The sequence below is a fragment of the Brevundimonas aurantiaca genome (assembly GCF_904830995.1).
GTDB classification, from domain to species: Bacteria; Pseudomonadota; Alphaproteobacteria; order Caulobacterales; family Caulobacteraceae; genus Brevundimonas; species Brevundimonas aurantiaca.
Window position 1 is genome coordinate 1,433,402 of sequence record NZ_CAJGVD010000001.1, and the last position, 25,269, is coordinate 1,458,670.

Consider the following 25,269-nt stretch of genomic DNA (forward strand, 5'->3'; position numbering starts at 1 on the left):
GCTTGCGCCTGTCACGCCGCTTCGGGCGTCGTCTGTTTGCAGATGCGGTTCAGGTCCGCCCGGATCGAACTGCCCTGGAAGTGGGAGATGTCGGCGCTGGAATAGCCCTCGGCCGACAGGGCCTTGACCACATCGCCGGTGTTCAGACATTCGGGGGTGCGGGCAAGCTGATAGGCGCGCTCGACCACATGGGTGCGATTCATGACACAAGACCTTTCGTGAGCCGTAACAACGCCTTGGAAGCGCAGCTGTTCCGCCGCTCAGACGCCATAATACGCCCCGCCTTGCTTTTGTCGGAAAAGCCTGCGCTAATAAGCCTCGTCGATCTCTCTGCGTAACGCCCACTCTCCTTGCGAACGCATGAGTCCAGGCCGATCCCATTCAGACCCGACAGGCCGCAGGGACGTTCCCTCGGTCAACTTCTAACGGAGGTCTCAAAATGGCTACCGGCACTGTCAAATGGTTCAACCCGACCAAGGGTTACGGCTTCATCCAACCCGACGACGGCGGCAAGGACGTCTTCGTCCACATCTCGGCCGTCGAAGGCGCTGGCCTGCGCGGCCTGGATGAAAACCAGAAGGTTTCCTACGAGCTGGAACGCGACAAGCGTTCGGGCAAGGAATCCGCTGGCCAGCTGCAAACCATCGGCTGATTTCAGCTTCACGGCTGATCTGGCGACGGCGGCTCCGAAAGGAGCCGCCGTTTTCAATTGGGGCGTCCGCCCTCTTTAAACGCCGTCATCCGGGCGAGACTATTTGGTCTTCTCGATCCACCCCGCAAAGGCGTCGAGGAACCCCTTCAGGAACTCTCGCGTCCCCTCGTTCTTCAGCCTCCCATCCTCTTCGTTCAGCAGACCGGCGACATTGCCCACATAGGCTTCGGGCTGCTGCATGGTGGGCATGTTCAGAAAGACCAGGGGCTGGCGCAGGTGGTGGTTGGCGCCGAAGGCCCCGATGGCGCCGGGCGAGACGCTGACGATGGCGGCCGGCTTGCCCGCCCAGATGCTGTCGCCATAGGGGCACGAGCCGACGTCCAGGGCGTTCTTCAGGGCGCCGGGGATCGAGCGATTATATTCCGGCGTGACGAACAGCACGGCCTGAACTTCCGCCATTTCCGCCCGGAACCGGGTCCAGGCGGCCGGCGGCGTCTCCGTCTCCAGATCGGGGTTATAGAGCGGCAGATCGCCGATCTCGACCGGCTCCACCTCCAGCTCGGGCGCGGCCAGGATCTTCATCTCCAGCCCGACGGCGCGGGAATAGGACCCCTCGCGCAGACTGCCGACGATCAGGGCGACACGGACGGACATGGGCGGCTCCGGATTGGAATGGATCAAGCGTCAGCTTAACAGACGTCCGCTTGGGATGTTCCCTCGCCTCGCCTCCGAAGCATCGAACACCGCACAACTATAGATCAGCCGCCCCGTCAAAAAACGGTAGGTCGCGCCGACCAGGCGCGACAGGCTTCCGCTCTGCCGAACCACATCATGGGTTTCGCGCAGCCGATAGCCCAGGCGCTCGATCTCCGCTGGGCCCGACACGCCCCATCGGAACCTCGCCTTGGTCTTGCGGACGCTCGGATTGCGGCGTCCGTTCCGCGCCATCATCGGCGAGGCGAAGTCGAGGACCAGCCTCAGAGCGCTCTGACGGCGGGCGGCCTCTTCGGCGGATGCGGCGAGCCATCTCCGACCCTGCTCCGGTTCCAGATACATGGACACGCCCTCGGCCGCCATCAGGACAGGCCGGCCGGTCCGCCATCCGATCGCCTCCGCCCATGCGGCGACGTCCGTCCCGTCGCCGGCCCAGCTGCGAACCCGAGGCAGGGCCGGAACCAGGGCTTCGCGCAAGGCGATGACTTCAGGAAAATCGATGTCGATCCAATCCAAACCGGACGGCAGGCCCAGCCGGTGGGGGCGGGTGTCCAGTCCCGATCCGATGGAAACCACCAGGCCGTCCGGATGAGCCTGGATGAAGGTCGCCGTCACCCGATCGAACCACCGACTCCGGACCAGGGCCCCGCGCAGACTGGCGCGATCGTGGGCGAACCGGTTCGGGTCGAAGTCCAAGGCCGCCCCGATCGTCTCGGCCGCAGGATCGACGAACCCCAGATCCGGGTTCAGCCTGTGGGCGAGCAGCCGCGCGGCCAGGGTGATCAGCAGGGTCTCTGGAACGCCGCTCAGAGCCGGCGAGGCCTTGGCGGACCCGATCACAGCTTCCACCCCAGTTCAAAGCCCGCTTCGCGCGATCGACCGATGGGCGAGTACCAGTTGCCGTCATTGCCGAAGCCGAGGTTGCGGAAGGCCAATCCCGTGCCGCGCCGCACGTCGGTGAGATTGTCCACGAACAGCCGCGCCGACCAGCGCGGCCCCTCATAACCGGCCTGAAGGCCGACGGTCTGATAGGCGGGCTGAACCGCCTCCCCCAAGGTCTCCAGCGACTGTTTGCCCGTCAGCCCGACCTCCGCCCTGACGTAGAGGCCGGCGGCGGTCTGATAGCGAGCGGCCAGATAGCCGTCATAGGCCGGCGTCAGCTTGACCCGCCGACCCCGGGCATTGAGCGTCGGACTGACCTGCAGATCGCGGTAGCGGGCGTCCGCATAGCCGATGTTGGCCGTCAGCGTCAGGCCGGTGATCGGTTCGGCTGCGGCCTCCAACTCGAACCCCTTGCTGTCGATGGAGGCGTCGGAACCGATATAGTCGGACGAGATGATCCGGCCCGAAGCGTCGGCCGCGACCTGGATTTCCTGCCAATTGTCCGAGCGGATGTAGAAGGCTGCGCCGGCCAGGCGCAGACTTCCGTCGATCGAACGCCATTTGAACCCACCCTCCTGGCTCCACATCGTCTCAGAGGCGTAGCGCAGCACGTCGTCGCTCAGATCCTTCTGAGCCGCCGTCAGGTTGAAGCCGCCGGGGATGTAACCCTTGGCCGCCGTCGCATAGAGGGTCAGTTGATCGGTAGGCTCGTAACGCACCGAAAACCGCGGCAGCCAGGCCTCGAAATCCGCCGACAGGGCGGCGTCGCGATAGAGGAACAGACTGCCCCCGCCCATGTCGAGCTGACCGGCGCTCTGTTGGGCCTCCCGGTGCGCATGGTCATAGCGAACCCCTGCCCCCAGGGTCAGTTTCGGCAGGGCGGCAGGCGACCAGTTGGCCGAGGCGAAGGCGCCCCAGTCGCGCGCCTGGGCGAACTGATTGGGGGCGCGCACGAAGGAGTCCAGCCCGCCCGGCCCCACGAAGGTCGCCAGAAAGCGATCGTCGTCCTGACGGTAGTGGCTGACGCCGACGATGTACTTGAACGGCCGGTCGGCGGGCGAGACGAAGCGAAGCTCGGCGTTCCAGAAATCCTTGACCTTGGCGTCCTGCCCCGAGGCCGTCGGCAGGCCGGTGAAGTCGAAGTCCAGGCCGCGCGCATCGGTGTCCAGTCGTCGCCACGAGGCCGCCGCCTCGATCGTGCCGTAGCCGGGTCGATAGGCGGCGCTCACGCCGGTCACGATCTCCTGCTCGTCGGTGCGCTTGGGCGCGTCATTGACATAGGTGAACCGCCCAATCCGGCGCCCGCCGTTGAAACGGTCGGCGTAGCTTCGATTATAGAGATCGAGGTCCAACGGGAAATATTCCTGATCGAAGACGCCCGGCGCGCGGGTGTCCAGCACATAGGCGGTGGCGTTCACCGTCAGTCGATCGCTGGGCCGCCACCGCAGCCGCCCTTGCAGAAAGGTTTCGCCGATGCGGCCTTCAGGGCGGCCCGGCTGAAGATTCCGCAGAAAGCTGTCGCCTTGCGACGCCTTGAAAGCCAGAGAGCCGCTGAGGGTGTCGCCGTGCAGGGGGCCGCCGACGAAACCGTCGAGGGTTCCGCTGCGGCCGCCGCTGAAGGTGGTGGCCGTCGCCCGCGCCTCGGCCGTCAGCCGGTCGGTCGGCGCGCGCGTGTTGATCACGATCAGACCGGACTCGCTGTTGGCGCCGTACAGGGTCGCCTGAGGCCCACGCAGAACCTCGATCGATTCGACCTGGTTCAGCACCGCATTGGACAGCTCCCTGAACGGAATGCCGTCGATGTAGACGGCGGCGCGGTTGACGATGAACGGGTTGGATTCGATGCCCCGGATGGAGATGAAGGTGCTGCCCAACTGGCCGCTTTCATTGAACTGGACATTGGGCACGACGGCGTCGAGCTGCCGCACGTCGCGAATTCGGGCCTGGTTCAGCATCTCGCGGTTCAGCACCGTCACCGAGACGTCGGCGTCCTGAAGGCGGGTTTCCCGCCGCGTTCCGGTGACGACGATCTCGTCCAGGGTCTGGGCCTTCGTCGCCTCCTGGGCTGCGGCCGGCTGGACGCTCGCCAGGACGGAGGCGACGACGGAGAGTGAGCGGAACGGAAACATGCAGACAAGCCCCTTCGCCCGCATTATTGCGAACGATTATCAGCCCGTGTTACAATATACCATGTCCTCTACGCCGCTCCGTTCCGAGACTGACCGATCCGATCCGGGATTTAAGCGCAGGCTTTCGTCCGATCGGGCCCATATCGAAGGCCATGCCGGCGCAGGCGTGGTTCACCGGATGTCCGGTCTGAACGGCTTGATCGTACGCGCGGACCATCGACCGTTCGAGGGGGCGGTCGAGAACGGTCCCTATCTGCGGCTCGCCCTTCGCCTGAGCGGGAGCGCGCCCCTGATGCAACGTCTCGGCGACAGCCGCTTGGAGGGGGTTTGGCGGGCCGGATCGGTCGTCGTCGGCCCGTCTGACCGATCAGGGCTGGCGCGGTCCGGCGCCGTGTCGATGATCGGGCTGGCGATTTCGCCCCAGGCCGTTCCTCACTGCCCGCTCGATGCGGAACGGATCGAACGACTGGCCTGCGGTTTCCATGACGACCCCCTTCTGGCCGCCGTCTTGACGGCCCTGTTTTACGAGGCGGACGCGCACGGCGCTTCCACCGCCTTTTTTGAGCATGGCCTGTCCTTGGTCTTCCGCCGGTTGAGCGAGCTGAACGGTCCTGTCGCACACCCGCGCGCCGCCCGCGCCCTGTCGCAGGTCCGACTGAACCGCGTTTACGCCCTCGTCACGGACAGGCTCGAGGCCGACGTCTCGGTGGCTGAGATGGCGGCTGCGGCCGGCATGGACGCCAGCGGATTCACGCGCGCGCTCCGGGCGCGCACCGGCCTTGCGCCCTATGCCTGGCTGACCCGTCTTCGGATGGAACGGGCCGCCGGCCTCTTGGCCGGAGGCCTGTCGGTCACCGAAACGTCCAGTCGGGTCGGCTACGCCAATGCGAGCAAGTTCGCCCGCGCCTTCCGCCGCGTGACGGGACGCTCGCCTTCGGAGTGGAGGCGCGAATTCTAGAGCCTGCTTAAACCGCGGGCCGGACCACGCCCTACCCCCGGAACAGCGCCGCCGCGAAGGCCTCGCCCGCCGGCGCCGCGGACTTCGGTCCCAGGACGGCGCTGGCCGCCTGTCGTCCCTCCAACAGACGTGCTCCCGCCGCCCGCACGTCCGCCACCGTCTGCGCCTCCAGCTGTTCGGTCATGGACAGGCTGGAGCGAGGCGCGCCGAAGATCAGGGTCTGGGCGGCGTTGCGACCGGCCCGGCTCATCGGGTTTTCGTCCGACATCCACAGACCGGCCTTCATCACCGCCTTGGCGCGCGACAGCTCCTTTTCGGTCGGCCCGGTCTCGGCCAGGGCCCGCACCTCGCCCGCCGCCACCTGGGCCAGCTCTTTCGCCCGGTCCGCCGCCGCCCCGGCGTATATGCCCAGCACCCCGGCGTCTTCATACGGCTCCTGATAGGCGTCGATGGCGTAGGCCAGGCCCCGCTCCTCGCGCGCGCTCTGGAACAGGCGCGAGGCCATGCCCCCGCCCAGGATTTCGCCGAACAGCCGCATCGACGACAGGGCCGGATCGGTCGCCGACAGGGCCGGCAGTTGGAACACCAGATTGGCCTGTTCGATCTTGCGCGTCAGGGTCGCATGGCCGCCGACGAACAGGGCGGGCGCCGGCGCCTCGACGGGGGTCGCGACCGCCGCCCCGAACCAGCGCTCGGCCAGGGCCAGCAGCTCGCCCTCCTCCACCGCGCCCGACACCGACACCACCATCCGGTCGGGCGAATAGAGCCGCGCGCGCCAGGCCTCGACCGCCGCCCTGTCCGCCGGTTTCAGACTGTCGACCGAGCCCAGGATCGGCCGCCCCAGCGGCTGGCCGGCGAAGGCCCGCGTTTGGGCCATTTCGAACACATGGTCGTCGGGCGTGTCGAAGGCCTCGGCGATCTCCTGGGCCACCACGTCCTTTTCGCGCTCGATCTCGGCCGGGTCCAGCGTGGGGCGGAAGACCAGGTCCGACAGCACCTGCATGGCCAGCGGCAGCGACCCGTCCAGCCCCCGCACCTCGAAGCTGGTCCGCTCATAGCCGGTCGAGGCGTTGATCGTGCCGCCCTCGGCCTCGATCCGTTCGACGATCTCGCGGGCGGCCATGTCGCCGGCGCCCTTGAACACCAGATGCTCCAGCAGGTGCGACCAGCCGGAGCGATCCTCGGGCTCCCACCGCGCCCCGCCCTTGACGGTGACGACGACGGCGAGGGTCTTCAGGCCGGGCATAGGATCGCAGATGACGCGGACGCCGTTGGACAGGGTGTGCAGGGAAGCGGTCAGGAGATGTCCTTCTTATTCCGACGTCGGAGCAAGGCGACATAGAAGCCCAGGAGCGCGACCGCCAGTCCGAACCAGGTCAGGGCGTAGCCGAAATGATTGTTGGAAAAGGCCGCGGGCGGGGCGGAGGGCGTCAGGGCCGCAAACTCGGGATTGGTCTGGGTCACGGCGAACACCGCCTCGGGCCGCACCGGCCCCTGCACCTTCAGAGCCTGGGCCATGGCGGCGGTGTCGCGCGCATAGAAGCGCCCGTTCGCCGGGGCCGGCGTCAGCCCGCCCGGCGGATCGAAGCGGCGGAACTCGCCGATCAGCACCAGGGGCAGGCTGGTCTCGATCACGCGCGGACGGGCCGACACCCCGTCGGCGACGAAGCCCCGGTCGATCAGCAGGCTGAAATCCGCTCCCGCCGGTTTGCACGCCGAGATCAGCCGCACCCCCGCCTGGCCCTCATGGATGGACTGAAGCTCGACATAGGGGGCGGTCGCCAGACCCGGACAGACGATCAGCGCCTTCCTGAACTCCAGGTCGCCGTCCGCCAGCACCTGATCCAGGGGCTCAGGCGGCTTGGCCGCCGCCGCCTCGGCCGCCGCGATCAGCCCCTCCTTCCACTTCAGCCGCTCGACCTGCCAGACGCCCAGGCCGATCAGCAGGACCAGGGCCGCAGCCGTCGCCAGCGTCAGTATCCAAGGAAACCGCCTCACGTCTGATTCCTGTATTGCAGGCCGATCATCAGCCCACGCCCCGGCCGCATCAGGGCCAGCGACAGGACGACCACCAGCGGCAGCCAGACGACCAGATGCAGCCACATCGGCGGATGGTATTTGATCTCAACGACCAGGGCCGAGAAGCCGACCACGACGCCGGCGATCTGCATGATGAAGCTGGCCGGGCCGTCGCCGGTCTGGATGGTCGAAAAGTCGAGGCCGCAGGTGTCGCATCCCGGCCGCACCTTCAGAAAGCCCGCAAACAGCCGCCCCTCGCCACAGCGCGGGCAGCGCCCTTTCAGCCCCGCCCGCACGGCGGAAACGGCGACGGCGGGAGACGATGGCTCGCCCCCCGCCGCCGGGATCTTGTCCGTGGTGTCCGGGATCAACCGAAGACGACGTAGACGAAGGCGAACAGGAACAGCCAGACCACGTCCACGAAATGCCAGTACCAGGCCGCCGCCTCAAAGCCGAAATGCTTCTGCGGTGTGAAGTCGCCGGCCAGCAGACGGATCAGGCAGACGGTCAGGAAGATGGTTCCCACCAGCACGTGGAAGCCGTGGAAGCCCGTCGCCATGAAGAAGATCGAACCATAAAGGCCCGAGTTGACCGCTTCCTCGTTGAAGAACAGGTGCTCGTGCAGGATGTGGTTGTATTCGTAGGCCTGAACGCAGGTGAAGAAGACGCCCAGGATCACCGTCAGGACCAGGGCCAGCTTGGCGCCGCTGCGGTCGCCGACCTGGATCGCATGGTGGGCCCAGGTCACGGTGCAGCCGCTCAGCAGCAGGGTCACGGTGTTCAGCAGCGGCAGCTGCCACGGCGACAGAACCTCGACCCCCTTGGGCGGCCAGGTGGACCAGGCCTTGGCGGTGTCGGCCCAGGCGCCGACTTCCGGCGTCAGGGCGCGCGATTCGTGGAACAGCGCCATGTCGAAGAACATCCAGAAGAAGGCGACGAAGAACATCACCTCCGACGCGATGAACAGGATCATGCCGTAGCGCAGGCCGATCGAAACGACCGGCGTATGGTCCCCGCCCTTGGATTCCTTGATGACGTCCGACCACCAGCCGAACATGGACACCAGCACCCCCGCCAGGCCGGCGAAGAAGACGCCCGGCTTGCCCTCGGCCAGGAAGTTGGCGGCGATCGGACCGTTTTCGGCCGGGGCCAGCCCCTTCATCCAGATGACGGCGCCGATGAACATGATCGTCGCGGCGATCGAGGACACCAGCGGCCACGGACTAGGCGGCACGAGGTGATAGTCGTGATGCGGAGCGGCGTGCGCGTCGGCCATGCGTTTCATCTCTATCTTGGGCTGGCGATGAACTCGCCTTATCGGCCAGCTATAACCGCCGCTTTTGCAACACGCCAGTGGATCGGCGCCTTTCCGCCTTGATCCTGCACCGGACGGCCCTACTCCCGCGCCTCCAGGGCGGCGAACGCCTTGGCCGCGAACACCGACAGCGGCTGCGGCAGGGCGTCGAGCGCGAACCAGCCGATGTCCGACAGCTTGTCCGGCTCAGTCAGCCGAGGCTCGCCGGCGAAATCGCGCGTGACATAGATCAGCGACAGCCAGTGCTGGCCGTCCGTCGCGATGATCTCTTCGGTCCAGCACAGGAAGTCGACGGCGCCGATCGTCAGGCCGCTCTCCTCCTCCGCCTCACGCCGGGCGGCCTCGGCGGACCGTTCGCCATGATCGACCTTGCCGCCGACGATGTTCCAATGCCCCGCCTCGGGCGGCTTCAGCCGTTTGCACAGCAGCACCCGCCCATCTGGCCGCTGAATCACCAGACCGCAGCCGACGCCGGGAAAGTCGACGCCGGGACGGCCCATCAGGCGTTCGGCCCGGTCGGCGCGTCGACCGACGGATAGAAGGTGTAGCTCAGGGTGATTTCGCGCGCGCCCTTGGCCTCGCGGTCGGTGGCCAGTTCGGGGGCGATGAAATACTGGACCGGGAACTGGCGCGTCTCGCCCGCCGCCAGGGTCTGATCCTGGAAGCAGAAACATTGCAGCTTCTGGAAATAGGGGCCGGTGTACTCCGGCACCACATTATATCCGGCCCGCACCTGGATCGGCTGGTCCGAGGTGTTGGTGACGTCGAAATAGGCCAGGCCCGTGGCCCCGATCCGCACCCTCTGGGTCGTCTGTTCGGCGCGGAAGGTCATGGGCAGGCCGCGCACATTGGTGTCGAACCGCACCAGCACCGTCTGGTCCAGAACCGTGTCCGGCGCCTTGTCCGCCCGCCGCACCGTGCCGTCGAAGCCCGTGACCTGACAGAACATCCGATAAAGCGGCACGGCGGCGAAGGCCGCGCCCGTCATCCCCATGACGCCCAGGACGCACAGGATGGCGATCAGATTCTGACGGCCCGGCTTCCTCATTGCGGCCCCGCCGTCGTCGCCGCCTCCAAGAGGGCGCGCTCGGCCGCCTGATTCTGTTGCAGACGCAGGACGGTGGTGGCGAAGACCAGGACGATGAAGGCCGCCAGGGCGGCCGCGATCCAGACGTTGCGCCGTTTGCGGGCGCGCAATTCTTCAGGCGTCAGACGCATGGCTCAGACTCCGAGGCCGGCTATGGCCTCGACCAGAAAGGCCGAGAACAGGGCGACCAGATACAGGATCGAAAAGGCGAACAGATCCCGCGCCGGTTTGGCCTGGACCTTGACGTCATACAATGCGGCCTCGCGTCCCACCGTGTCGGCCTTGTCGGGCTCGTCGCCGGCGCGTGAGCGATAAAGCCGCCAGGCCAGGCCCAGGAAGGCCAGGCCGCCGCCGACCGACACCACGGCGTAGATCAGCCCGCCCATCCCCACCAGGGCCGGCGCCACCGCCGAGGCGACGAAGATCAGCGAATAGATCAGGATCTGCAGCCGGGTGGACTTCGCCCCCCGCGCCACAGGCATCATCGGTATGCCCGCCTTGGCGTAGTCGCCGGCCGAATAGAGGGCCAAGGCCCAGGAGTGCGGCGGGGTCCACAGGAAGATGATCAGGAACAGCAGCCAGGCCTGCCACGGCGCCTGGCCCGTCGCCGCCGCCCAGCCGATCACCGGGGGAAAGGCGCCCGCCGCCCCGCCGATGACGATGTTCTGGGGCGTCCGCCGCTTCAGCAGCAGGGTGTAGAAGCCGGCGTAATAGACGATGGTCAGGGCCAGCAGCCCCGCCGCGAACCAGTTGGCGTTCATCCCCAGCAGCATGACCGAAAACAGGCTCAGGATGACGCCATAGGCCATCGCATCATTTTTCCGAACGCGCCCCGCCGCCACCGGCCGGCCGCGCGTGCGCCGCATCAGGGCGTCGGTCTCGCCCTCCAGCGCCATGTTCAGCGAACCGGCCGCGCCTGCGCCCACGGCGATGCACAGTATGGCGATGGCGGCGACCAGCGGGTTCATCGACCCCGGCGCCATGACCAGCCCGGTCGCGGCGGTGAAGACCACCACCGACATGACGCGCGGCTTCAGCAGCTGGAAGAAGTCTTCCGGCTGGGCGGTCGAAATCGCGGGACGGTCGTGAACGTCTTGGGTCATGGGTGCGGGGGTCATGGATGGGGACCGAATAACACACCCCAAAGCAGAAGGCCGCCCCTTCCGTGGAAAGAGCGGCCCTCCGTTCGGGATCTCAGCCCGGGATCAGTGCTCGTCGCCCTTGACCACCGGCAGTTCGTTGAACTGGTGCTGCGGCGGCGGCGAGGACAGGGTCCACTCCAGGGTCGTGGCGCCCTCGCCCCAGGGATTGGCGACGCCCGGACGGCGACGAATCGCGGCTTCCAGCAGCATGACCAGGAAGACCAGCACGCCGACGATGGTGATCGCATAGCCGATGGAGGAGACCTGGTTCCACAGGGTGTAGGCGTCCGGATAGTCGATATAGCGACGCGGCATGGCCTGCAGGCCCAGGAAGTGCTGGGGGAAGAAGATCAGGTTCACGCCCACGAACATGATCCAGAAATGGGTCGCGCCGAGGAACTCGTTGTACTTCACCCCGAACATCTTCTCGAACCAGTAGTAGAAGCCCGCGAAGATGGCGAAGACGGCGCCCAGCGACAGCACATAGTGGAAGTGGGCCACGACGTAATAGGTGTCGTGCAGGCTGTAATCGATGCCGGCGTTGGACAGGACCACGCCCGTCACCCCGCCCACGGTGAACAGGAAGATGAAGCCGATGGCCCACAACATGGGCGTCTTGAAGCTGATGGAGCCGCCCCACATGGTGGCGATCCAGCTGAAGATCTTCACCCCCGTCGGCACGGCGATGATCATGGTCGCGGCCACGAAATAGGCGCGCAGATTGATGCTCATCCCCACCGTGTACATGTGGTGGGCCCAGACGATGAAGCCGATGAAGCCGATGGCCACCATGGCGTAGGCCATGGCCAGGTATCCGAACACCGGCTTGCGGCTGAAGGTCGAGACGATGTGGCTGATGATGCCGAAGCCCGGCAGGATCAGGATGTACACTTCCGGGTGGCCGAAGAACCAGAACAGGTGCTGGTACATGATCGGGTCGCCGCCGCCGGCCGGGTCGAAGAAGTGGGTGCCGAAGTTGCGGTCGGTCAGCAGCATGGTGATGGCGCCGGCCAGCACCGGCAGCGACAGCAGCAGCAGGAAGGCGGTGATCAGCACCGACCAGGCGAACAGCGGCATCCGGTGCAGCGTCATGCCCGGCGCCCGCATGTTCAGGATCGTCGTGATGAAGTTGATCGCCCCCAGGATCGAGCTGGCGCCCGCCACGTGTAGGGCGAAGATGGCCAGATCAAACGCCGGGCCGACGTGGCCCGTGGTCGACAGGGGCGGATAGGCCGTCCAGCCCCCGCCGAAGCCCTTGCCCGGCCCGCCGTCGGTGAACATCGACAGGACCAGCAGGCACCAGGCCGCAACCAGCAGCCAGAAGGAGATGTTGTTCATGCGCGGGAAGGCCATGTCCGGCGCCCCGATCATGATGGGCACGAACCAGTTGCCGAAGCCGCCGATCATGGCGGGCATGACCATGAAGAAGATCATGATCAGGGCGTGGGCCGTGACGGTGACGTTGTAGCCGTGTTTGGACTGCTCCACGAGGCCCAGCAGCTGGATCGACGAGCCTTCCTTGAAAATCTGGATGCCCGGCTCGGCCAGTTCCCAGCGGATCAGGCCCGACAGGGCGCCCCCGACCACGCCCGCCATGATGGCGAACAGCAGGTACAGGGTGCCGATGTCCTTGTGGTTGGTCGACAGGAACCAGCGGGTGAAAAAGCCCGGCTTGTGGTCGTCGTGATGATGGGCCTCGGGCGCGTGAAGGGTGTCGCGGGTCGAAATCGTAGCGTCAGCCATGGAACTGCTCGCCTCTTACTGGGCGGCCGGCGCGGCGGGAGCCGCGGCGGGAGCGGATTGAGCGGTCGGCGTCGTCGCCGTCTGGGCGGTGGGGATGTCGGTCTGGGCGCCGGCCTGGGGACCGGTGGTCGCCGTGCCGACCACGGGCGCGCCCGTGGTTCCCGCCTCGGCCTGGGCCGCCGTGCCGCCGGGGGCGGCCTCAGGCGTCTTCGGCGTCATCGACCCGCCCTTGGAGGCGACCCAGCGCGCGAACTCGGCCTGGGTCACGACATTGATCTGAATCGGCATGAAGGCGTGATCGACGCCGCACAGTTCCGAACACTGACCGTAGAAGACGCCGGTGCGCTCGGCCTTGAACCAGGTCTCATTGACCCGGCCCGGCACGGCGTCGGTCTTCAGGCCGAAGGCCGGCAGGGCCACGGAATGGATCACGTCCGAGGCGGTGATCAGAAGACGCACCGTCTTGCCGACCGGCACCACCATCGGCTCGTCCGCCGCCAGGCGATAGACGCTGTGCGACAGGCCGCGCTCGGCCAGCTCGCTCTCGGGCACCATGTTGGAGATGTATTCGGAAACGCCCTGGTCGGGATATTCATAGGCCCAGTTCCACTGGTTGCCCGTCACCTTCACCGTCAGGTCAGGCTCGGGCATGTCGTGATAGGCGAACAGCAGCCGGAACGAGAACAGCGAGATGAAGACCAGGATCACCACCGGCAGCACGGTCCAGATGATCTCGACCGTGGTGTTGTGGCTCCAGCGCGCGGGCGTGGCGTTGGCGCGCTTATTGTAGCGGAACACGATCCAGGCCAGCAGAGCCAGAACCAACAGGGTGATGCCGGTGATCACGGGCATCAGCACGATGTTGTGGAACCAGATGGCGTCGTGCTTCAGCGGCGCGGCGGCCGGCTGAAGGTCGATCCCGCCCGGCGTCGGCTGACCCATCAGGTCCTGCGCCCACACCGGCGCCGCAGAGACCAGCGCCAGTCCGACAGCCGCCGTTACAGAGGCGGTCGCCGCTCTGGTCCATCTCAGGGCTCGCGTCCCCATTCCCATACGAAGTCCCCATAATATCGTTTCGCAGCAGAGACTTGCGAATGGCTCGCAAATCTTCGCGCGGGCATGTTGGTCCGCCCGACACTTGGTTGAGTCCCTATCGGATCGCCCCTCGCTTGCCAAGCGATCCGCGCGCGCCTTCGCCGCAAACCCGCCGCGATTGGCGGCGGCGGGCTGCGGATTAAACCTTCGTCATGTTTAAACAGGTACCTTGCGTCACAAGGTACCTTGTCGTAGTCAATCTCCATCAAAGGAGACGTCGAGGTGACCGAAACCATCGAGATACAGCTGAAGAAGGGGGTTCTGGGGCTTTGCGTCCTGGCGCTTCTGAACCGGGCGGACAGCTACGCCTATGAGATCGCCAGCCGCCTTTCCGACGCGATCGGCATGGGGGAAGGCACCATCTACCCCCTGATGCGGCGAATGCAGTCGGACGGCCAGGTCGAGACCTATCTGGTCGAATCCTCGTCCGGCCCGTCGCGCAAATACTATCGTTTGACCGAGGCCGGTCGCGCGGCCCTCGCCGCCCAGACCGCCGAATGGTCGGCCTTCACCACGGCCGTCGAAGCCGTCCTGGCCAGCGACGCGCCCCATATTCAAGAGCCGACGGCTCAACCGGAGGGAACGGAACAATGACGAGATCGGAATTCATCGTCCGTCTCAGAAACGGCCTGGTCGGCCTGCCGACCGCCACGGCGAACGACATCGTCGCCGACTATGAGACTCATTTCGCCGACGGCCTGGCCGCCGGCCGCACCGAGGCCGAGGTGGCCGCCGCCCTGGGCGATCCGGGCCGTCTGGCCCGCGAGCTTAAGGCAGAGGCCGGGATCCAGCGCTGGCGCCAGGAGAAGAACCCCTCCGCCGCCGCCGCCGCCGTCTTCGCCGTCCTGGGCCTGGGCGCCGTCGACATCCTGATCCTGCTGCCCATTCTGATGGGGGTGGTCGGGACCATCTTCGGCTTCTTCATCGCCGCCATCGCCCTGTTCTTCTCCGGCGGCGCGATCATGGTGGCCGGACCCTTCGCCGGCTTCCCCGGCGGCCCCTTCGCCGCAATCCTGATGGGTCTGGGCCTGATGGCCGGGGCCGTCTTCATCGGCGCCCTTCTGACCATCGTCACCGTCTGGCTGGTCAACGGCCTCGTCTGGTTCGCCCGCCTCCACTACCGGCTGCTGAAGCCGGCGCTTGAACCCCAGTCCGAAACCGCCAACGCAGGAGCCGCGCAATGATCCGCACCCTGTTCATCATCGCCGGCGCCGCCCTGGTGCTGTGCATCGTCACCGTGGGGGGCGCCATCGCCCTGGGCGGTCATGATCTGCAACGCCACGGTTGGGCCTGGACGATCAAGGACCGCGACGGAGAAACCATCCGTTTCGAACGGGTCAAAAGCGGAGAGGTCGAAGACCTCGGCCCCTTCACCACCCGCACCCTGGCCTGGACCGGCGGCGACACCCTGACCGTCGATTCCAGCATCGACGTCGAATACCGCCAGGGTCCTGAAAACACCGTGGTCGTCACCGGACCCAAGGCCCTGGCGGACCGGGTCCGGCTGGACGGCGGTCGGCTGTCCCTGGGCGACGGCGACGAGCGGATCGTCTTCGGCTGGAGCAGCGGAAACTTCTCGGCCCGGTCGGAGCGTGACGAACTGCGGGTCGTCGTGACCGCGCCCAACGTCGTCCGCTTCGTCTCCAATGCGTCCGGCGATCTGGACATCAAGGCCTATGACCAGCCCACCCTGGCCCTGGACGTCTCCGGCTCCGCCGATGTGACCGCCGAAGGCCGCACCGACGCCCTCCGGCTGGAGATCGACGGGTCCGGCGACGCGGATCTGAGGGCCTTGGCGGCGCGCGACGCCACGGTGGACATCTCCGGCTCCGGCGACGCCAATGTCGCCCCGACCGGCGACGTCCAGGTGCGGATCGACGGCTCCGGCGACGTCACCCTGGCGGCCCGCCCGGCCAAGCTGACGACTGAACTCTCGGGCTCCGGCGACGTGTATCAGGACTGACGACGAAAAAGACCCTCCCCCGCTTGCGGGGGAGGGATTTCTTGATTGCAGACAAACCAACCCTTGCTTGACGCTCTTGTCTCCTCCCCACAAGGTGGGGAGGTGGCGCGGCGCGGCTTCGCGCCGTGACGGAGGGGCTCTTGACGCACGAAGGCTCTGTCTCACGCGCTCGGATCCTTCGCCGCGCGCTGACCCCGCCGGAAGCCCGACTTTGGGTGCGCCTGAGACGCCGCGCGCTGGGCGGGTTAAAGTTCCGCCGCCAACACCCGATCGGCGTCTATGTGCTCGACTTCTATTGCCCCGAAGCCAGGCTGGCGATTGAGATTGACGGCGAAAGCCACGCCGGCCGAGCCGAGCGTGACGCCCGACGGACCTGCTGGCTCGAGACGCGCGAAATCGCAGTGCTGCGTTTTCCGGCGGAAGAGGTGCGGGTCAATCTCGATGCAGTGCTCGATTTCATCGTGCTGAAGGCTCGACATCGAATTCGCGGCTGAGCCCCTCCACCACCGCGCAAGAGGCGCGGCGGTCCCCCTCCCCGCAAGCGGGGAGGAGACGGAGTGCTTCGTTCCGCCTTCACCCTGCCCTTCATTCCGGTTAAGCCTCGGTCATGACCTCCGCCCCTCTTCCCGACGCCGGCGCCAACTGGGTGGATCGCCATGCGCCGGAGCGGCTGAAGCCCTGGCTGAAGCTGGGCCGGTTCGACCGGCCCATCGGCATATGGCTGCTGCTCCTGCCCGGCTGGCAGGGGATCGCCCTGGCCCTGGCCCAGTATCGCCAGGCGCCCGGCCTCTATGACCTGTGGCTGTTCGTCGGCTTCGGGATCGGCGCCTGCTTGATGCGCGCCGCCGGCTGCGCCTTCAACGACATCGTCGACCGCGACTTCGACGCCCGGGTCTCCCGCACCGCCCTTCGCCCCATCCCCGCCGGCCTGATCTCCGTCAAACAGGCCTGGGCCTTCGTGATCGGCTGCAGCCTGATCAGCCTCATGATCCTGCTGACCCTGCCCAAGGTCGCCATCCTGCTGGGCGTCGGCTCCTGCGCCCTGGTCGCCGCCTATCCCTTCATGAAGCGGATCACCTGGTGGCCCCAGGCCTGGCTGGGCCTGACCTTCAACTGGGGCGCCCTGATGGGGTTCGCCTCCGCCCTGCCCCTGGCGGCGGCCGCCCTTCTGCTGCCGGCCGACATCGCCGGCGAGTTCCGCCCCTTCCTCTGGTCGCCGCCCAGCGACAGCGGCCACGCCGTCGCCCTGGTCTGGCAGGCCTATGTCCCCGCCGTCCTCCTCTACCTCGGCGGCGTCTTCTGGACCCTGGGCTACGACACCGTCTACGCCCTTCAGGACATCGAGGACGACGCCATGATCGGGGTCAAATCCTCGGCCCGCCGCCTGGCCTCGGCGGTGCGCCCCGGCGTCGCCGTCTTCTACGGGATCAGCCTGGTTCTGGCCGCCCTGGCCGGTCTTTCCGCCGGTCTCGGCCCGCTGTTCTGGCTGGGCCTGGCCCTCTACGCCGCCCATCTGGCCCGCCAGGTGGTCCGGCTGGACCGCACCGACGGCGCCCTGGCGCTGACACTGTTCAAGTCCAACCGCGAGGCGGGCTTCATCCTGCTGGCCGCCCTCGCCCTCGGATCTCTCGGCCAAAACCTGATCGGCCTGTGAAGGAGCCCCCCATGACCTCCACCGTTCGTCTGCTGCTGCTGTCCGCCGCCGTCGCCGCAACCGTCGCCGCCTGCCAGAGGCGCGAAGACAAGGCCGAGACGCCCCCGCCCGCCCCGATCACCGCCGCCCCGGTCGATCCGGCCGCCGCCGGGGCGCCGATGAGCTTCGACTCCAAGACCCAGTACGCCACGGTCAAACTGACCCTGCCGGACGCGCTCAAGTCCAAGCCCGACCTGCACGCCCCCCTCTACGCCGCCGCGGTGCGCGACCTGCGCCAGTTCTCCGAAGGCGCCCAGGCCGACCTGTCCGAGGCGGGCGGCGGACCGAACCCCTATGAAAAGACCATCGCCTTCGACCCCGGCGCCGAGACCGGCAAGCTGTTCAGCCTGGTCCGCACCGATTTCGAGTACACCGGCGGCGCCCATCCCAACACCAGCTTCTCGGCCGTCCTGTGGGACAAGGCGATGAAGAAGCGGCTCGGCTTCGCGGACCTGTTCCGACCCGGCGCCGACCTGTCGGGCCTGAACAAGGCCCTGTGCGACGCCGCCAACGCCGCCAAACAGGCCCGTTCGCCGGGGTCGGAAAGGGCGACTTCGGACGGCAAGATGTGGACCTGCCCCAAGGCCGTCTCCACCCCCTTCGTCCTGGCGCCCAGCACCACCCCGGGCAAGGCGGGCGGCGTCGTCTTCCTGATCGGCGCCTATCAGATCGGCCCCTATTCGGACGGCCCCTATCGGATCGCCGTGCCCCAGTCGGTCTTCCGGTCCCTGCTCAACCCGGCCTACGCCGACGAATTCGCCGGCGCGCCGGTCAAGGCCGGGGACGTCACGCCCAAGGCGGGCTGATCCGCTCGCTCGGCGGGATCAGTCCGCCAGGAACTGATCGACCCGTTCCGCGAACCTCTGCGGCTGATCGGCCATGATGAAGTGGCGGCTGTCGTCCACCCGGATCAGCTTGACCCCGGGCAGGGCGGCGTATTCGCGTCCCCACAGGGCGTCCGCCATGGCCGCAGGCGCCCCGCCGTTCGCATCTGCGGCGTAGAGCACCGTGACGGGCGTCGTCATGGCCGATAGACCGGGACGGACGTCGGTGGTCATCACCTCATGGATGGCCGTGGCCAGGGCGCGGCGGTCCGAGGCCAGGGTCCAGTCGACCATGGCCGTCCGCGTCGCCGGATCGCGCGCCAGGCCGATAGCCCCCTGTTCTTGGGCCGCCCGCATCGCCGCCTCGTCCTGGCTCAGCATGGCCTGGGCCGCCTGGTCGGCGAAGGGCCGGGCCGTCTCGGGCGTCACCTGCGGGCCGAACAGGGCCGAAAAGAAGGGCAGATTGTCCACCGCCATCACCCGCCCCACGGCCTCGGGATGACGCTGGGCCAGCATCAGGGCCGACAGTCCGCCCATCGAATGGCCGATGACCGCCGGCTTTTGCAGACCGGCGGTCTGAACATAGGCCGCCAGGGCCTCGACCGCCGGCTCCAGCAGCGGCCCGTCGCCGTGGGTCCAGGGCTGACCGGCGAAGCCCGCCAGCTGGACCAGATGGCCCCGGGGGGTCGCCTTCAGCCGATCGGCCGTGGCCCGCCACACCTCTCGCGAACAACCATAGCCGGGGATCAGGATCACGTCGGGTCCGCGTCCGACCACCTCGACCGACAGCCGGTCCGAAGCGAAGGCGGGAGCGACGGCCCCCGGCGTCTCGGCCAAGGCGGCGGTCACGCCGATCATCAGCGAGGGCGTGCAGACGGCCAGTCCGAACAGGGCGGCGCGCAGGCGCGGGCGCGCCTTGAAGAAGGCGTTGTACATCGGATGTCTCCTGTCTTGAGGTTTTGAAGTCGGGTCCGCCGCCTCAGGCGTGCGGGTTCTCGAAGATGTCTTCGACCGGACGGCCGAAGGTGGCGGCGATGCGATAGGCCAGGTCCAGCGACGGATCGTGCCGTTCGGTCTCCAGCGCGATCACCGCCTGTCGCGATACGCCCAGGGCCTGGCCCAACTGTTCCTGGGTCCAGCCGCGCTCGACGCGCAGCAGCTTCAGCCGGTTCTTCATCGGCTGGTCCGGATGAAGGGGGCGGTAAGGCCGTACATGCCCCAGAACAGCGGCACGATCAGCCAGGTCTGCATATGGGGCGCCCCGGCGAAGCTCTCGCCGAAGCCCCAGAAGGTGGCGACCGCCATGGCCAGCCCCGAGGAGACGATGAACTGTTTGGCCGTCACCCCCCGCACGAACTCGTCGCTTTCGCGCATCAGGGACAGGACGGCCCAGATCTGGCCGATCACCGGCGCCGACACGACCGCCGCCAAGGCCCAGGCCGCCGGCTTGCCCATCACCTCGTCAAAGGCGTCGGTCGTCATCATGGATACGCAGATCGCCACATAGGGGATGGTGAAGGCCATGATGCGAATGACGTAGCGCCTATGCGCCGGGGTGGTCGATTTTCCGAAACTCATCATATCCCGCTCTCCTCTTGTAAGGCGAACCTGACATCGCCTCCATGTAATGTCAACCTGACTTTTTGTCATTATCGCCTTACATGCCCCGTCCGGTTTCGAAAGCCCCGCAGTTGCGCTAGGATCGGCCCATGCCCGCCGCCCCGCGCATCGCCCCCTCGGCCCTGTTCGCCCCTGACGACTGGCGGCCGTTCCAGACCCGGTCGGCCTGGGTCGGGCCGCTGCTGGTCGCCCATTGCTGGGGGGTCATCGCCCTGGCGGTCGGGGCGGGGGTCCTGATCCCCTGGCTGATCCCGATCTGCGTCATGATCATCGGCACGCGCCAGCTGGGCCTGGCCATATTGATGCATGAGGCGGCCCACGGCGGCCTGTCCAAGGATCTGCGGCTGAACGACTTTCTGGGTCAATGGCTGTGCGCCGTGCCGATCGGGGCGGACCTTGGCGCCTATCGCCCCTATCATCTGAACCACCACCGCTTCGCCCAGCAGCCGGAAGACCCCGACCTGATGCTGTCGGCGCCCTTTCCCGTCTCCCCCGCCTCGCTCCGCCGCAAGATGATCCGCGACCTGACCGGACAGACCTTCTTCAAACAGAGAATCGTCCTGCCCCTCGCCCTGGCGGCCCGGTCAAAGAGCGCAAAGGGCGAAGCGGCCGCCGATCCCGCGCATGAGTATGACGCGGTGGTGACCGGCCGTTCGGTCCTGCCCTTCCTGGTCTTCAATACGATCCTGCTGGCCGGCTTCATCGCCGCAGGCGTATGGTGGGCCTTCTTCGCCCTGTGGCTGCTGCCGATGGCGACCTGGTTTCCGCTGGTGACGCGGCTCCGGAACATCGCCGAACACGCCTGCGTCGAAGGATCCGACGCCGACCCCTTCCGCGCGGCCCGCACCACTCGCGCCGCCTGGTGGGAGCGCGCCTTCATCGCCCCCTATTGGGTCAACTTCCATGCGGAGCATCATCTGTTCATGCACGTCCCCTGCTGGAAGCTGCCGGCGCTTCACCGGGCCGTTCGCGCCCGGCCCCAGGCGGCGGGCATGGAGGTGGCGCCGGGCTATGTCGAGGTTCTGAAGACGGCGACCCGCCGCCCGTGACCGTCATCGCCGATCCCGCCGCCTTCATCCGGGCCAACACCCGGCTGCAGCCCGTCCCCCATGCGCCCGAGATCACCCTGTGGCTGGCGGACGAAGTCACCCCCATCTGGAGGCTGACGGAGGAAGAGCTGGGCGAACTGGGCCTGCCCCCGCCCTTCTGGGCCTTCGCCTGGGCGGGCGGTCAGGCGCTGGCCCGCTATCTGCTGGATCACCCGCAGGAGGTGGCCGGCAAGCGGGTGCTGGACTTCGCCGCCGGTTCGGGTCTGGTCGGTGTTGCCGCCATGCGGGCAGGCGCCGCCTGCGCCCTCTGCGCCGATATCGACCCCTTCTGTGAAGCCGCCGTCGCCGCCAACGCCCAGGCGAACGGCGTGGCCCTGAACTTCGTGGGCCACGACCTGCTGAACGCGCCGCCGCCGCCCGTCGACGTCATCTGCGCGGGCGACATCTGCTATGAAAAGCCGATGACCGAGGCTGTCCTGGCCTGGCTGGGTCAGGCGCGGGCGGCGGGGACGCGGGTTCTGATCGGCGATCCCGGCCGAACCTATTTCCCGCGTTCGAGCCTGGACTTCCTGGCCGAATACCGGGTGCCCACAACCCGCGAGCTGGAGGATCAGGAGATCAAGCGCGCCTCGGTCTGGGCCCTGCCCTGAAGGGCGGCGGGAGCGATCGCCGCCCTCGCCGATCCGGTCAGTGGGCGACCGGCTGAACCCCTTGGGTCTTCTCGGCCTGTTCGCGATGCCGGCCCTCGGCGAATTCCTCGATCATTTTGGCGTTGAAGGCGGGGATGTCGTCGGGATTGCGGCTGGTCACCAGACCCTGATCCACCACCACCGGCTCGTCCACCACATCGGCGCCGGCGTTTCTCAGATCGGTGCGAATGCTGTTGAAGGCCGTCATCGTCCGGCCCTCGACCACCCCCGCCTCGATCAGCAGCCAGGGCGCATGGCAGATGGCCGCCACCGGCTTTCCGGCGTCGAAGAAGGCCCGGACGAACTTGACCGCATCCTCATTCGCCCGCAGCTGGTCGGGATTCGCCACGCCGCCCGGCAGCATCAGGGCCGAATAGGCCGAGGCGTCCACCCCCGCCACCGCCTTGTCCGCCGTCACCTTGTCGCCCGGCGTCAGATGGTTGAAGCCCTGGAAGTCGCCGGCCTTCAGCGACACGATCTCAACCGCCGCCCCGGCCTCTTTCAGCGCCTTCATCGGCTCGGTCAGTTCCACCAGTTCTACGCCGTCGGTCGCCAGAATGGCGACGGTCTTGCCAGAGAGGGTCTTGCCAGAGAGGGTCTGGGCCATGGGATAACTCCTGATTTGAGGTGGGTTCGCCCTGTTCAACCCCGTGGGGCGACAGGGGTTGCGGCCGCGCTTGGCGAGACGCGATCACACCCCATCTGTCGGTCATGAGACGCGCCCTGCCCCTCCTTCTCCTCGCCGCCGCCCTCGGCCCCAGCGCGGTCCAGGCCCAGGTCGCGCCCTATCCCTATCCTCAGCCCGGCTTCCCCTATCCGGGCGGCGCCCCCGCCGCGATCGCCGATCAGCACCGCTATGAGAACGAGCGGATCCGTCTTCAGGCCCAGGCCAACGCCGCCCTGGCCCGCCGTCTGGACGCCGAGGCGGCCCAGCGACGCCTGACGCTGGAAGCGGCGCGCCAAGCGACGGCGGCGCCGGCCCCATCCGTCCACGATCTCCGCCGGTCGCCCCGCCGGCGTCCCCATCGACGTCCCCGCCCCCCACGGCTTCGGAACCCCGACGCAGCCTCAGCGAAATCGACGCCTGGCTGGACCGCCCGCGCTGACGCATCCCTTCCCTTCCGTTCGCGTTCTGGCCTAGCTTCAGGCGGAACGGGCGGAGGAAACTCATGCGGTGGCAGGGCGGCAGGACGGGGCGGCGGGATCGAGGACCGTCGGGGCCTCGGAGGCGGCGCGCTCGCCGGGGGCGGCCTCGGCGTCGGCGTGCTCGCCATCATCGGCTATCTGGTCTTCGGCATCGATCCCTCGACCACGACCCAGCTGGCCAGCCGGTTCGGCGGGGTCGGCGCGGAACAACAGGGGCAGACCGGCACGCCTGAAGATCAGGCCGGACGCTTCGTCGATGTGGTCGGAGGCAATATCAACGACGTCTGGGCGCAGAAGCTGAACGGGTATGAACGCCCGCGCGTCGTCATCTACGAACAGGGCACTTCGACCGGCTGCGGCTACGGCCAGTCGGCCATGGGCCCCTTCTATTGTCCGACCGACCGCACCGTCTATCTGGACCTGGGCTTCTGGCAGGAGATGGAGACCCAGCTGGGCGCCTCGGGCGCCGACTTCGCCCGCGCCTATGTCATCGCCCATGAGTTCGGCCACCACGTCCAGACCCTGACCGGAACCTCCGACCAGGTGCGTCAGGCCCAGCAGCGCGCCAGGGGCGAGGCCGAGGCCAACCGCTATTCGGTCGCGCTGGAGCTTCAGGCCGACTGCTATGCCGGGGTCTGGGCCCGAAACGCCGCCGCCGTGTCGAACAACCAGGTGGCGCTGGAGCCCGGCGACATCGAAGAGGGGATGAAGACGGCCCAGGCCATCGGCGACGATACGCTGCAACGCCGGGCGGGCGGGCGCGTCTCGCCCGAAAGCTTCACCCACGGCTCCTCGGCCCAGCGGGTCGAATGGCTCCAGCGCGGCTATCAGTCCGGCGACCCCGCCGCCTGCGACACCTTCAGCGGCGCCTGAGCCGCCCAGCCTTCAGACTTCAGTACGGACCTCCCATGCATCCTCGCGCCGGCCAGACCGCTCTCGCCGAAGACCTGATCGACCTGGACGCCCTGCTGGGCGCCTATGAGAGCGTCGTTCCCGACATGGGCGATCCCGGCCAGCGGGTGGTCTTCGGCACCTCGGGCCATCGCGGCTCCAGCCTGGACGGCGCCTTCAACCAGACCCACATCCTGGCGATCGCCCAGTCGATCGCCGACTATCGCGCCGCCCAGGGGATCGACGGCCCCCTGTTCATCGGCCGCGACACCCACGCCCTGTCCGAACCCGCCTTCCGCACCACGGTCCAGGTTCTGGTCGCCAACGGGGTGGAGGTGCTGATCGATTCCGGCGACGGCTTCACCCCGACCCCGGCCGTCTCCCACGCCATACTGACCCATAATCGGGCCGGGCGGCGTCAGGCTGACGGCGTCCTGATCACCCCGTCGCACAATCCGCCGCGCGACGGCGGTCTGAAGTACAATCCCCCCTCGGGCGGCCCGGCCGGGAGCGAGGCGACCGCCGCCATCGCCGCCCGCGCCAATCAGCTGATCGAAGGCGGCCTGTCCGAGGTCAAACGCCTGCCCTTCGACCAGGCCTTGGCGGCCGCCGGCCGGTTCGACTTCATGACCGCCTATGTCGACGACCTCGACAGTGTCCTGGATCTGGACGCGATCCGCGATGCGGGGGTGCGCATCGGCGCCGATCCCCTTGGCGGGGCGGCGGTCGCCTATTGGGGCCGGATCGCCGAACGCTGGGGCCTGGACCTGACCGTGGTCAATGCGGCCGTCGATCCGCGCTGGGCCTTCATGCCGCTGGACGCCGACGGCAAGATTCGCATGGACTGCTCCTCCCCCTCGGCCATGGCGGGTCTGATCGGCATGATGCAGGGCGGCTCGGCCTATGACGTCGCCTTCGGCAATGACGCCGACGCCGACCGGCACGGGATCGTCACGCCCGACGGGGGCCTGATAAACCCCAACCACTTCCTGGCCGCCGCCATCGCCTATCTGTTCGCCCATCGGCCCGGCTGGGGTCCGCAGGTGGCGGTGGGCAAGACCCTGGTCTCCTCCTCCATGATCGACCGGGTCGTCGCGGGCCTGGGTCGCCGCCTGCTGGAAACGCCCGTCGGCTTCAAACATTTCGTGCCCGGCCTGCTGGATGGGACCGTCGGCTTCGGCGGAGAGGAATCGGCGGGAGCGTCCTTCCTGCGCCGCGACGGAACGGTCTGGTCCACCGACAAGGACGGCCTCATTCTCTGCCTCCTGGCGGCCGAGATTCAGGCCCGCACCGGCGCCGGCGCCGACCGCCTCTACGCCGATCTGACCGACCGCTACGGCGCCCCCGACTACGCCCGGATCGACGCCCCCGCCGACCGAGCGCAAAAGGCGCGGCTGGCGGCCCTCAGCCCCTCGGACGTGACCGCGACCACCCTGGCCGGTCAACCCATCGCCGACATCCTGACCCAGGCCCCCGGCAACGGCGAACCGATCGGGGGTCTGAAGGTCGTGACCGCCGACGCCTGGTTCGCCGCCCGCCCGTCGGGCACCGAGGACGTCTACAAGATCTACGCCGAATCCTTCCTCGGCCCCGACCATCTGGCCCAGGTCCAGACCGAGGCCAAGGCGGTGGTGGCCGCAGCCCTCTGCTGATCGGCG

At 67.8% G+C, this 25,269-nt stretch carries 30 protein-coding genes and 1 pseudogene; 12 read left to right on the forward strand and 19 right to left on the reverse strand.

What is annotated here, in order from left to right; all coding sequences use genetic code 11:
* Nucleotides 1-11 precede the first annotated feature (11 nt).
* The gene (locus JMT67_RS07155; RefSeq protein ID WP_007443424.1) at nucleotides 12-203 is read right to left on the reverse strand and encodes a hypothetical protein; all 192 of its coding nucleotides are present in this window, start codon (nucleotides 201-203) and stop codon (nucleotides 12-14) included.
* Between the two features lie 236 nt (nucleotides 204-439).
* On the opposite strand from JMT67_RS07155, the gene JMT67_RS07160 reads away from it, so the two are divergent.
* A complete protein-coding gene (locus JMT67_RS07160; RefSeq protein WP_008260410.1) occupies nucleotides 440-652 on the forward strand; it encodes a cold-shock protein in 213 nt (70 codons plus the stop codon).
* Nucleotides 653-751: 99 nt separating this feature from the next.
* On the opposite strand, the gene JMT67_RS07165 is transcribed toward JMT67_RS07160, so the two are convergent.
* From JMT67_RS07165 to JMT67_RS07175, 3 genes are read right to left on the reverse strand one after another with little or no spacing between them, the layout of a single operon-like run.
* Nucleotides 752-1,306: an NADPH-dependent FMN reductase gene (locus tag JMT67_RS07165; RefSeq protein WP_201463086.1), complete on the reverse strand. Its 555-nt coding sequence runs from the start codon at nucleotides 1,304-1,306 to the stop codon at nucleotides 752-754.
* 30 nt (nucleotides 1,307-1,336) lie between these two features.
* Entirely contained in the window at nucleotides 1,337-2,215 is an 879-nt protein-coding gene (locus JMT67_RS07170; protein ID WP_201463087.1) for a class I SAM-dependent methyltransferase, read from the reverse strand.
* On the reverse strand, nucleotides 2,203-4,377 hold the full coding sequence (locus tag JMT67_RS07175) for a TonB-dependent receptor (RefSeq protein WP_183215053.1): 2,175 nt from the start codon (nucleotides 4,375-4,377) through the stop codon (nucleotides 2,203-2,205). Before JMT67_RS07175 ends, JMT67_RS07170 begins: the two co-directional genes overlap by 13 nt.
* Nucleotides 4,378-4,438: 61 nt before the next feature.
* Here JMT67_RS07175 and JMT67_RS07180 point away from each other — a divergent pair, with 61 nt between their 5' ends.
* Nucleotides 4,439-5,335 (forward strand): helix-turn-helix domain-containing protein, encoded by an 897-nt coding sequence (locus tag JMT67_RS07180; RefSeq protein ID WP_191553862.1) that lies wholly within the window; start codon nucleotides 4,439-4,441, stop codon nucleotides 5,333-5,335.
* A gap of 31 nt (nucleotides 5,336-5,366) precedes the next feature.
* On the opposite strand, the gene JMT67_RS07185 is transcribed toward JMT67_RS07180, so the two are convergent.
* From JMT67_RS07185 to coxB, 10 genes are all read right to left on the reverse strand, one after another.
* Nucleotides 5,367-6,581 carry a M16 family metallopeptidase gene (locus tag JMT67_RS07185; protein WP_201463088.1) on the reverse strand — a complete coding sequence of 405 codons (1,215 nt, stop codon included), beginning with the start codon at nucleotides 6,579-6,581 and terminating at the stop codon, nucleotides 5,367-5,369.
* A gap of 50 nt (nucleotides 6,582-6,631) precedes the next feature.
* A complete protein-coding gene (locus tag JMT67_RS07190) occupies nucleotides 6,632-7,333 on the reverse strand; it encodes an SURF1 family protein (RefSeq protein ID WP_201463089.1) in 702 nt (233 codons plus the stop codon).
* Complete coding sequence (locus tag JMT67_RS07195; RefSeq protein WP_201463090.1) at nucleotides 7,330-7,725, reverse strand: DUF983 domain-containing protein; 396 nt, start codon at nucleotides 7,723-7,725, stop codon at nucleotides 7,330-7,332. The genes JMT67_RS07190 and JMT67_RS07195 overlap by 4 nt, the downstream gene beginning before the upstream one ends.
* Nucleotides 7,722-8,630, reverse strand: coding sequence for a cytochrome c oxidase subunit 3 (locus tag JMT67_RS07200; protein WP_054766596.1), 909 nt, complete (start codon nucleotides 8,628-8,630; stop codon nucleotides 7,722-7,724). The genes JMT67_RS07195 and JMT67_RS07200 overlap by 4 nt, the downstream gene beginning before the upstream one ends.
* A gap of 119 nt (nucleotides 8,631-8,749) precedes the next feature.
* A complete protein-coding gene (locus JMT67_RS07205; RefSeq protein WP_201463091.1) occupies nucleotides 8,750-9,169 on the reverse strand; it encodes an NUDIX domain-containing protein in 420 nt (139 codons plus the stop codon).
* Complete coding sequence (locus JMT67_RS07210) at nucleotides 9,169-9,717, reverse strand: cytochrome c oxidase assembly protein (RefSeq protein ID WP_183215058.1); 549 nt, start codon at nucleotides 9,715-9,717, stop codon at nucleotides 9,169-9,171. Before JMT67_RS07210 ends, JMT67_RS07205 begins: the two co-directional genes overlap by 1 nt.
* Nucleotides 9,714-9,887 carry a hypothetical protein gene (locus JMT67_RS07215; protein WP_201463092.1) on the reverse strand — a complete coding sequence of 58 codons (174 nt, stop codon included), beginning with the start codon at nucleotides 9,885-9,887 and terminating at the stop codon, nucleotides 9,714-9,716. The genes JMT67_RS07210 and JMT67_RS07215 overlap by 4 nt, the downstream gene beginning before the upstream one ends.
* 3 nt (nucleotides 9,888-9,890) lie before the next feature.
* Complete coding sequence (cyoE, locus tag JMT67_RS07220) at nucleotides 9,891-10,874, reverse strand: heme o synthase (protein WP_201463093.1); 984 nt, start codon at nucleotides 10,872-10,874, stop codon at nucleotides 9,891-9,893.
* 87 nt (nucleotides 10,875-10,961) lie between these two features.
* Nucleotides 10,962-12,641 (reverse strand): cytochrome c oxidase subunit I, encoded by a 1,680-nt coding sequence (gene ctaD, locus JMT67_RS07225; RefSeq protein ID WP_183215060.1) that lies wholly within the window; start codon nucleotides 12,639-12,641, stop codon nucleotides 10,962-10,964.
* A gap of 15 nt (nucleotides 12,642-12,656) precedes the next feature.
* Nucleotides 12,657-13,688, reverse strand: a complete 1,032-nt coding sequence (gene coxB / locus JMT67_RS07230) for a cytochrome c oxidase subunit II (RefSeq protein WP_233455828.1) — start codon at nucleotides 13,686-13,688, stop codon at nucleotides 12,657-12,659.
* 270 nt (nucleotides 13,689-13,958) lie between these two features.
* Here coxB and JMT67_RS07235 point away from each other — a divergent pair, with 270 nt between their 5' ends.
* The 6 genes from JMT67_RS07235 (at nucleotide 13,959) to JMT67_RS07260 (ending at nucleotide 18,198) form a co-directional block, all read left to right on the forward strand.
* Nucleotides 13,959-14,330, forward strand: coding sequence for a PadR family transcriptional regulator (locus JMT67_RS07235; RefSeq protein WP_054766602.1), 372 nt, complete (start codon nucleotides 13,959-13,961; stop codon nucleotides 14,328-14,330).
* On the forward strand, nucleotides 14,327-14,920 hold the full coding sequence (locus JMT67_RS07240; protein ID WP_054766603.1) for a DUF1700 domain-containing protein: 594 nt from the start codon (nucleotides 14,327-14,329) through the stop codon (nucleotides 14,918-14,920). The genes JMT67_RS07235 and JMT67_RS07240 overlap by 4 nt, the downstream gene beginning before the upstream one ends.
* A complete protein-coding gene (locus JMT67_RS07245; RefSeq protein ID WP_054766604.1) occupies nucleotides 14,917-15,699 on the forward strand; it encodes a GIN domain-containing protein in 783 nt (260 codons plus the stop codon). Before JMT67_RS07240 ends, JMT67_RS07245 begins: the two co-directional genes overlap by 4 nt.
* A gap of 140 nt (nucleotides 15,700-15,839) precedes the next feature.
* On the forward strand, nucleotides 15,840-16,193 hold the full coding sequence (locus tag JMT67_RS07250; protein WP_233455829.1) for an endonuclease domain-containing protein: 354 nt from the start codon (nucleotides 15,840-15,842) through the stop codon (nucleotides 16,191-16,193).
* 113 nt (nucleotides 16,194-16,306) lie between these two features.
* Nucleotides 16,307-17,353, forward strand: a complete 1,047-nt coding sequence (locus JMT67_RS07255; protein ID WP_201463096.1) for a UbiA family prenyltransferase — start codon at nucleotides 16,307-16,309, stop codon at nucleotides 17,351-17,353.
* An 11-nt stretch (nucleotides 17,354-17,364) separates the two neighbouring features.
* The gene (locus JMT67_RS07260; RefSeq protein ID WP_201463097.1) at nucleotides 17,365-18,198 is read left to right on the forward strand and encodes a DUF3298 and DUF4163 domain-containing protein; all 834 of its coding nucleotides are present in this window, start codon (nucleotides 17,365-17,367) and stop codon (nucleotides 18,196-18,198) included.
* An 18-nt stretch (nucleotides 18,199-18,216) separates the two neighbouring features.
* Here JMT67_RS07260 and JMT67_RS07265 read toward each other — a convergent pair whose 3' ends face one another.
* From JMT67_RS07265 to JMT67_RS07275, 3 genes are read right to left on the reverse strand one after another with little or no spacing between them, the layout of a single operon-like run.
* Nucleotides 18,217-19,152, reverse strand: a complete 936-nt coding sequence (locus JMT67_RS07265) for an alpha/beta fold hydrolase (RefSeq protein ID WP_201463098.1) — start codon at nucleotides 19,150-19,152, stop codon at nucleotides 18,217-18,219.
* A gap of 43 nt (nucleotides 19,153-19,195) precedes the next feature.
* On the reverse strand, nucleotides 19,196-19,393 hold the full coding sequence (locus JMT67_RS07270; protein ID WP_054766608.1) for a helix-turn-helix transcriptional regulator: 198 nt from the start codon (nucleotides 19,391-19,393) through the stop codon (nucleotides 19,196-19,198).
* Entirely contained in the window at nucleotides 19,390-19,797 is a 408-nt protein-coding gene (locus JMT67_RS07275) for a hypothetical protein (protein ID WP_183215064.1), read from the reverse strand. Before JMT67_RS07275 ends, JMT67_RS07270 begins: the two co-directional genes overlap by 4 nt.
* 128 nt (nucleotides 19,798-19,925) lie before the next feature.
* Here JMT67_RS07275 and JMT67_RS07280 point away from each other — a divergent pair, with 128 nt between their 5' ends.
* The gene (locus JMT67_RS07280; RefSeq protein WP_201463099.1) at nucleotides 19,926-20,885 is read left to right on the forward strand and encodes a fatty acid desaturase family protein; all 960 of its coding nucleotides are present in this window, start codon (nucleotides 19,926-19,928) and stop codon (nucleotides 20,883-20,885) included.
* A complete protein-coding gene (locus JMT67_RS07285; protein WP_233455830.1) occupies nucleotides 20,882-21,535 on the forward strand; it encodes a class I SAM-dependent methyltransferase in 654 nt (217 codons plus the stop codon). The genes JMT67_RS07280 and JMT67_RS07285 overlap by 4 nt, the downstream gene beginning before the upstream one ends.
* Nucleotides 21,536-21,572: 37 nt before the next feature.
* On the opposite strand, the gene JMT67_RS07290 is transcribed toward JMT67_RS07285, so the two are convergent.
* Both JMT67_RS07290 and JMT67_RS16555 read right to left on the reverse strand, forming a co-directional pair.
* Complete coding sequence (locus JMT67_RS07290; protein WP_201463100.1) at nucleotides 21,573-22,181, reverse strand: type 1 glutamine amidotransferase domain-containing protein; 609 nt, start codon at nucleotides 22,179-22,181, stop codon at nucleotides 21,573-21,575.
* Between the two features lie 35 nt (nucleotides 22,182-22,216).
* Nucleotides 22,217-22,600: a hypothetical protein gene (locus tag JMT67_RS16555; RefSeq protein WP_456061816.1), complete on the reverse strand. Its 384-nt coding sequence runs from the start codon at nucleotides 22,598-22,600 to the stop codon at nucleotides 22,217-22,219.
* 143 nt (nucleotides 22,601-22,743) lie between these two features.
* Between JMT67_RS16555 and ypfJ the strand changes: the two are divergent.
* Nucleotides 22,744-23,593: pseudogene (ypfJ, locus tag JMT67_RS16560) on the forward strand (KPN_02809 family neutral zinc metallopeptidase).
* Nucleotides 23,594-23,628: 35 nt separating this feature from the next.
* Nucleotides 23,629-25,263, forward strand: coding sequence for a phosphoglucomutase (alpha-D-glucose-1,6-bisphosphate-dependent) (gene pgm / locus JMT67_RS07300; protein ID WP_201463101.1), 1,635 nt, complete (start codon nucleotides 23,629-23,631; stop codon nucleotides 25,261-25,263).
* Nucleotides 25,264-25,269: the final 6 nt, after the last annotated feature.